Source organism: Prosthecodimorpha staleyi (assembly GCF_018729455.1).
In the GTDB taxonomy this organism is placed as follows: Bacteria; Pseudomonadota; Alphaproteobacteria; order Rhizobiales; family Ancalomicrobiaceae; genus Prosthecodimorpha; species Prosthecodimorpha staleyi.
Genome location: NZ_JAHHZF010000017.1, coordinates 45320 through 52532, shown reverse-complemented (window position 1 = coordinate 52532; position 7213 = coordinate 45320). Strand labels below are relative to the sequence as shown.

Annotated in this window: 6 protein-coding genes; 3 read left to right on the top strand and 3 right to left on the bottom strand. The window is 65.2% G+C overall.

Features of this window, described 5'->3' with window-relative positions:
* The 3 genes from KL771_RS26375 to KL771_RS26365 all read left to right on the top strand — a co-directional run.
* Window positions 1-372, top strand: a 372-nt coding sequence (locus KL771_RS26375; protein WP_261971502.1) for a hypothetical protein, incomplete at its 5' end; no start/stop codon positions are given.
* Between the two features lie 10 nt (window positions 373-382).
* Window positions 383-883 carry a molybdopterin-dependent oxidoreductase gene (locus tag KL771_RS26370; protein WP_261971501.1) on the top strand — a complete coding sequence of 167 codons (501 nt, stop codon included), beginning with the start codon at window positions 383-385 and terminating at the stop codon, window positions 881-883.
* 54 nt (window positions 884-937) lie between these two features.
* Window positions 938-2902, top strand: a complete 1965-nt coding sequence (locus KL771_RS26365) for a putative bifunctional diguanylate cyclase/phosphodiesterase (RefSeq protein ID WP_261971500.1) — start codon at window positions 938-940, stop codon at window positions 2900-2902.
* A 322-nt stretch (window positions 2903-3224) separates the two neighbouring features.
* On the opposite strand, the gene KL771_RS26360 is transcribed toward KL771_RS26365, so the two are convergent.
* From KL771_RS26360 to KL771_RS26350, 3 genes are read right to left on the bottom strand one after another with little or no spacing between them, the layout of a single operon-like run.
* A complete protein-coding gene (locus tag KL771_RS26360; protein ID WP_261971499.1) occupies window positions 3225-4241 on the bottom strand; it encodes a Gfo/Idh/MocA family protein in 1017 nt (338 codons plus the stop codon).
* A gap of 6 nt (window positions 4242-4247) precedes the next feature.
* Complete coding sequence (locus KL771_RS26355) at window positions 4248-5279, bottom strand: Gfo/Idh/MocA family protein (protein WP_261971498.1); 1032 nt, start codon at window positions 5277-5279, stop codon at window positions 4248-4250.
* A gap of 16 nt (window positions 5280-5295) precedes the next feature.
* Window positions 5296-7161 (bottom strand): TRAP transporter large permease, encoded by a 1866-nt coding sequence (locus KL771_RS26350; protein WP_261971497.1) that lies wholly within the window; start codon window positions 7159-7161, stop codon window positions 5296-5298.
* Between the last annotated feature and the right edge of the window lie 52 nt (window positions 7162-7213).

Genomic DNA, 7213 nt, shown 5'->3' with positions numbered 1-7213 from the left:
AGTTCAAATCTGGCCCCCGCAACCAAGCCATATCAAACGCCCCGTGGCCACCAGCCCCGGGGCGTTTTTTGTTGTCCGCACCGCCTCGGTACCCCCGCCGACAGCGCCAGGATCGTCGCGAGTTCGCCCGTCATCACCGCAGCCAACTCGTTCCCGGATCGTGGGGTCAGCTTGACGCCGGCAATCATCGACCGGATCAGCTCGCGCGCTTCCAGGAGCCAAAAGCTCAGGGCTTGGTATATCCTGCAGTTGCCGGAAAATTGCGCGCAGCGATCTGAGCGGGCAGGATGGACGTTAAATTGTATATCGATAAATTTTGAATCATTCAAAATACATATTATTATTTTGGATTACCTAAAACGCACATTGTGAAATCCGGAAAATGGTCGCGTCCATGCTTCGTCGAATTATGGCATTCATCGTCCTGCTTCTCGCCGCTGTCGCGTCTGTCGGGGCAGCCGGCGCGGCCGAGGACCGGGTCATCCTGAAGATCGACGGCAAGATTGCCGGTAGTGGTGACCGCGAGTTCACCCGATCGCAACTTGAGAGCCTCGGTTCAGGCGAGATACGCACGTCGACGCCTTGGCACGAAGGCGTGCAGACCTTTGAAGGCGTCCCTCTCGACACGGTCATGCGGGCTGTCGGTGCGCAAGGCAGCAAGGTCGTCGTCGTCGCTCTCAACCAGTACCGTACTGAAATCCCGCTCACGGATTTCGCGGACTACAAGGTTCTCTTGGCGATGAAGCGCGGTGGTCAATACATGGAGGTTCGCGACAAGGGGCCCCTATTCGTCATCTATCCCTTTGATGGCAATCCAAACCTTAAATCTGAACGGTACTACAATCGGTCGGCGTGGCAGGTTCGCAGCATCACGGTGGAGTAACAGTTCCTGATCTTCCGCGAGAAGGCTGCAACTTGGGTCACAGGACGATACGGCATGTGGAACTCCGACCGGCTTCGGTATGGCCTCTTCGCGATTGTGCCCGTGATGGGCATCGCCTCGATCACGCTTCCGGCCGTCGTCTGGAATACCAATGCCGCCCTGGAGCGTTCTGTCCGGCACGATATTGCCTGGACGGCCGAGCACGGTCGTCGCGAACTGACGACCTTCAGCCACCATGTCATGACATATTCCCTCAACCCGTCGGCAGAAGCCGCCGATGGCATTCGGCTCTACCACGACATCCTATTGGCCCGCCTGAATACCTGGGCATCGGGAAGCTTTCGAAAATTCATCGATGAAAGGAATTCACGGCAGGAGACCTTGGCGACAATTTCCACGGGCTTGAATGAAATAGGCCGGCATATAGCCACCATCGAGATGAAATCAGCCCAAGAGGCGGTCCTTGGCATGACGTCAAAGGTCCAGGGGGCGGTCGATATTCTCGTCTCGGAGGCACAAACCGCAAGTGCCAATCAGATCACCAGAAATCACGAGCAACTCCGGCTGCTCCAATCCATCCAGCAGCTTTTGATCGCAGGTCTCCTGATCAGCGGCTTCATGCTGATCGCGATTCTGTTGTTGCAGAACCGGTTGCTCCGGCGGGCCAACGCTGCCGAGAAGGAGACGGCGGAACAATACGAATATATCGCCGCCCACGACACCTTGACGGGACTGCCGAACCGCGCCGCCTTCCGAACTGCCTTCGCGTCCGCGCTGACAAATCGTCAGCCGGACGCCCTGAAATCCGGTGGCAACGGCTTGGCGGTGTGCATCGTCGATCTTGACGGATTCAAGCCCATCAACGACACGCTCGGCCATCTCATCGGAGACAAGCTTCTTGTCGCGACCGCCGATCGGCTGCGAAAATGGGTGGTTCAGCGGCCGGGTTCCGTCGCCTCGCGCTTCGGCGGCGATGAGTTTGTCATTCTGCTGGCCAATGTGGGCGGAGCCGAGGCGGCCATGCAGGCGGCCGACGCGATCCATGGGCTGCTTCGAGCACCCCACGAGATCAATGGGCAGGTCATGTTTGTCGACGCCAGCATCGGGGTGAGCGTCTCAAACGGCGGCTCGGGGGCGGTGGACCTGCTCTTGCAGGCCGATCTGGCTTTGAACCGTTCCAAGAGCGCCGGCAAGGGAACCGTGATGCTCTACGAACCGGGCATGGAGGATGAGATCGTCCGCCGTCGGGCACTTGAGATCGAGCTTGGCCAGGCGGTTGCCAACAAAGAGTTCGAGCCGTTCTACCAGCCGATTATCGACCTTCCGACGGGCTCCGTGGTCGGCATCGAAGCCCTGGTGCGGTGGCGTCATCCGCGGCGAGGGCTTGTCTCCCCAAGCGAGTTCATCGCCGTCGCGGAGAGTTCCGGTCATATTGTCGAAATTGGGCAGATCGTCCTGGAGAAGGCCTGTCTCGACGCCTCGGCACTTGCGAAACCCATTCAGGTTTCGGTCAATCTCTCGATGGTGCAGCTGATGCGGGTCGATGTCCCGGCCATGGTCGCGGATATCCTTGCCAGGACGGCATTGGCGCCTGAGCGTTTGAAACTGGAAATCACCGAGAGTGTGATGATGTGCGATGAGGCCCGGTCGCGTGACCTGATCAGTCGGCTTCGCGAACTCGGCATTTGGATATCGCTGGACGACTTCGGAACCGGGTATTCATCCCTCTCCTATCTTCGGGGCTTTGGCTTCGACGAAATAAAAATCGACCGCTCCTTCGTCTCCGCGCTCGATCAGGATCCTGAAAGTCTTGCCATCGTGCAGACTATCATTGCACTGGGACGGCGGTTGGGCTTGAGGGTTGTGGCTGAGGGAATTGAGACGGAATTCCAGGCTAACATGATCATGGCCTGTGGCTGTACGCGCGGTCAGGGGTATCTGTTCAGCGAACCGGTTCCATTCCCGGCGCTAAAAGCCCTGATCGAGCCCTCCATGGTCGAGGCGGCGCGAGTCGCCTGAGCGCGATCCGCTCATCGGGTGAGCGGCATGACAAGCTTGAGGATGCTGTCCTCATCGATGCGATCCGAGAGGCCGCTCCGCCAATTCGGACGGTGGCCCGCCTGGGATTTCCGGCCGAGAACGGCGTCGGAGTATCGAGTGCCGCCGTCGGGCGTCTTCGGGGACCCTGCTTTCCGGCTGGCCGTCGGCGCAGGCGTTGCGCTGCCGCCGGTTCGCCGTCGAGGTCAGGCGGCATGATCCGATGCGGCGATCGCGTCGCGGGGCCGGGCTTTGGTGCCGCGGCCGCCGCACCCCGTCTCCGGCCGAAATCTTTCGGCGGCCGTTACGTCGCGGGGCCTCCGATGCGCGACGCGCGGGCTTCGGCTTCGAGCGACAGGCGCGTTACGCGGAAGACATGCGCCTGCGGCATGGCGCTTTCGGAGCGGTCGCGCACGTCGTCGAGGAAGCGCCGGAAATAGGTCAGCGGCTCGGCCGAGGCGTCGATATGGCGGGTGCCCTTGCGATCGGCGAGGAAGACATGATCGGCGCCCGGCCGGCCGGCGATATCGAGATACTTGCGCAGTTCGATGGTGCCGTCGGTGCCCAGGATGGTCAGGCGGCCGTCACCCCAGGTCGGCAGCCCGTCCGGGGTGTACCAGTCGACCCGGATATAGCCGGAGGCGCGGTCGCTGCGCAGCAGGATCTCGCCGAAATCCGCGAAGGCCGGGATGTCCGGCACGGCGTGATTGGCGGTCGCACTGGCGACGATCGCGGCGTCGGTCGACCCTGTATAGAACAGGAACTGGTCGATCTGGTGCGAGGCGATGTCGACCAGGATGCCTCCATAGGCGGCCGGGTCGAAGAACCAGGCGGGGCGGATGGCCCGGTTCAGGCGATGCGGACCGATGCCGATGGTCTGCACCACAGTGCCGATGCCGCCCTCGGCCACGATCCGCGCCGCGACCTCGGAGGCGCGGACCACGAAGCGCTCGGAGAAGCAGATCGAGAAGATGCGGCCGGTCTTGGCGACGCAGGCCTCGACGGCGGCGAGCTGTTCCGGCGTGGTCACGCCCGGCTTGTCGACCATCACGTCCTTGCCGTGCCGCATCGCCTCGATGGCGATCGCGGCCCGGTCGCGCGGGATCGCCGCCGAGCACACGACTGCGATGGTCGGGTCCTCCAGCAGGTGTCGGCGGTCGACTGGTTCGAGATGCGGGAAGCGCTCCCGGAAGCCGGCCAGGACACGCGGGTCGGAGGTGAGCGGACAGTAGCCCGCGCACTCGGCCCCGGCGGCGGAGAGCTCGGCGACCATATGGTAGATGTGGCGGTGGTCGAGCCCGATGGCGGCGAAGCGGATCATGGCGGCTCAGTCGCTCCGGACGCGAACACGATCGCCGGTTCGACCGGCGTCGATCAACGCATCGATCAGCCGATGCACCTTCAGGGCCTCCTCGCCGGTCACCCGGGGCTTGCCGCCGGTCCGGATTGCCGTCGCGAAATCGGCCATGACGGCGCGGTGATAGTCGTGCGGGAAGGCCATCGGGTCGGCACCGGTACCGCCCGCGCTGCGATCGGGTTCGATCTCCGTGCGGCGGCCGTCGTGCCAGGCGATTTGCAGTGCGGTTCCGACCAGGGACGCGGTCGCGTTGCGGGCGATCAGTTCGATGCGCTCGGCAAAGCCCGGATAGGCCGCCGTCGTGGCGTCGATGGTGCCGATGGCGCCGTTGGCGTAGCGCACCGCCGCCGCGACCATGTCCTCGGTCTCCATGCGATGCACCGGGCTGGTCAAGGCGCTGCCGGCGACCTCGGCGATCGGGCCGGCCAGGCTCAGCATCAGGTCGAGCGTATGGATGCCCTGCGAGATCAGCACGCCGCCGCCATCGCGGGCGAAGCTGCCGCGGCCGGGCTCGTCGTAATAGCTCTGCGGCCGCCACAGGCGGATCACGGTCGAACATCCGATGATCTCGCCGAGCGCGCCCGTGGCGATCGCATCGGCCAGCGTCACCGCGGCCGGCCGGAAGCGGTGCTGCAACACGATGCCGAGCGTCACGCCGGCGGTGCGGCAGACGGCGACGGCGGCCTCGGCGCGCGCGGAGGTGATCTCGATCGGCTTTTCCAGAAGCACGTGCTTGCCGGCGTCGGCGCAACGGCGAACGATGTCGAGATGCGTGTTGGCGGGCGTCAGCACGAGGACCGCGTCGACGGAGCGGTCGTCCAGGATCGCGTCCAGGCTGTCGGCGAGCGGGAACGGGAACCGGCCGGCGAAGGCGGCGCGCCGCTCCGCGCTCGGGCTGAAGGCATGGATCACTTCGACGGTGTCGGCGAGGTCCACGAGACCGCGGGCATGCGGGGTGACCGCCATCCCGAGGCCGACGATACCGATGCGCAGCTTGGTCATGGCAGGTGCGTTCCGATCAGGGGCCGAGCCAGCGGACCGGGCCAAGGGTGAGGACCGGCACGTAGGTGACCAGCAGGAGGACGGCGCAGAGCGCGGCGATGAAGGGGAGAATGGCCCGAAAGACCTCGACCACATTGGCGCCGCCGACGCGCGCCGTCGTGAAGACCAGGACGCCCATCGGCGGGGTCAGGGCGCCGATGACCAGATTCATGACCAGGACGATGCCGAACTGGACCGGATCGACCCCGGCGGCGACGATCAGCGGCACCAGGATCGGCACCAGGATGACCATCGCGGCGATCATCTCCATGAACAGGCCGACCACCAGCAGGAACAGGTTGATCAGCAGAAGCAGCAGGACGGGGCTCTGGGTATAGGCGCCGAGCGCTGCGGCGATCTTCTGCGGCACCTGCTCTGCCGCGAGCACCCAGGCGAAGGGCGCTGCGGCGGCAATGATCACCACGATGACGACGGTATCGAAGGTGGATTCGCGGACGGCGTCCAGGAATCGCCGCGCCGACAGGCTGCGATAGTAGAAGGCGCCGCACAGAAGCGCGTAGACGAAGGCCACGGCGCCGGCCTCGGTGGCCGTGAAGACGCCGAAGCGGACGCCGCCGACGATGAGGAGCGGCAGCAGCAGGGCCGGGACGGCCTTCATCAGCGCTTCGCCCCGCGCCCCCCAGCTAGCCCGAGCGACATTGCCGCCGAACCCTTTCACACGGGAGACCACATAGACCACGGTGATCAGCGCCGCGGCGGCCATCAGGCCCGGGATGATGGTGGCGACGAACAGGGCGCCGACCGACACGGAGGCGAGCGCGGCGTAGATGATCAGGCCGAGGCTCGGCGGGATCAGGTTGGCGAGCGTCGAGGACGCGGAGGTCAGCGCGCAGCCGAAGGCGCGATGATAGCCGTGCCGCTCCATTTCGGGGACCATCAGCTTTGCGATCGCCGAAGCGTCGGCGGTCGACGATCCGGACACGCCGGCCAGCAGCGTATTGGTGACCACGTTGGCCTGGCCGAGACCGCCGCGGAAATGGCCGACCAGGGTGATCGCGAAATCGACCAGACGCGCCGTGATGCCGCCCGCATTCATCACCGCCGCCGCCATGATGAAGAAGGGGATCGCAAGCAGCGTGAAGGAATTCAGCGACGAGGCCATGTTCTGCGGCACGATGACCAGCATGATGTCGCCGAGCGGTGCGAAGGCCGCGAAAGCCCCGAAGGCGAGCGCGAAGGCGATCGGCACCTCCAGCAGGACCAGGGTGAAGGCGACCGCCATCAGCGCGCCGGCGCTGCCCGCTTCGTTCCAGACCAGCGCCGCCCCGTGCCGGACCACCAGATAGACGGCGGCACCCGTCAGGATGGCGAACAGCCCGCCGAGGCTCGGCATGCCGCCGACCGGGCGCAGCAGGTAGACCAGATTGAGCAGCCCGCCGGCCGCGATCGAGACGAAGAGCCAGGTCAGCGGCCACTGCATCGCCGGCGAGACTTGGATCGCCCGCCCGGCAAAGTCGAGGCCCTGCACGACCATCATGACGCTGGTGGCCGCCACCATGGCCTCGACCAGATGGGCATGGACCCGGCGCAGGCGCGGCGGGAGATGCCGGCTGATCAGGTCGATGGCGATGTGCGAGCGGCGTCCCACGGCGAGCGCCATGCCGAGGAAGACCGCCCAGGTGAACAGCCAGATCGAGACCTCTTCCGGCCACGGCAACGCCGCGGAGAGCACGTAGCGGCAGAACACCTGCAGCACCGCGATCCCGGCCGAGCCGAGCATGAGACCGACGCAGAGGGTCTCGATGACCCCGTCGAGCAGCCCGAAGCCGCGCCACGCGGCGGGCGGGACGGGCGAATCTTCCGACATCATTTGGGCAACCATGGCTCGCGGAGTCCGGGGGCGGCAGACGGGTGGCGCAGACGGGGCGGGGCGG

Excerpts from the sequence above, each read along its gene's own strand:
- KL771_RS26355 (WP_261971498.1), bottom strand. The coding sequence starts at position 5,279 with ATGACCAAGCTGCGCATCGGTATCGTCGGCCTCGGGATGGCGGTCACC.
- KL771_RS26365 (WP_261971500.1), top strand. The coding sequence starts at position 938 with ATGTGGAACTCCGACCGGCTTCGGTATGGCCTCTTCGCGATTGTGCCC.
- KL771_RS26360 (WP_261971499.1), bottom strand. The coding sequence starts at position 4,241 with ATGATCCGCTTCGCCGCCATCGGGCTCGACCACCGCCACATCTACCAT.
- KL771_RS26350 (WP_261971497.1), bottom strand. The coding sequence starts at position 7,161 with ATGGTTGCCCAAATGATGTCGGAAGATTCGCCCGTCCCGCCCGCCGCG.
- KL771_RS26370 (WP_261971501.1), top strand. The coding sequence starts at position 383 with ATGGTCGCGTCCATGCTTCGTCGAATTATGGCATTCATCGTCCTGCTT.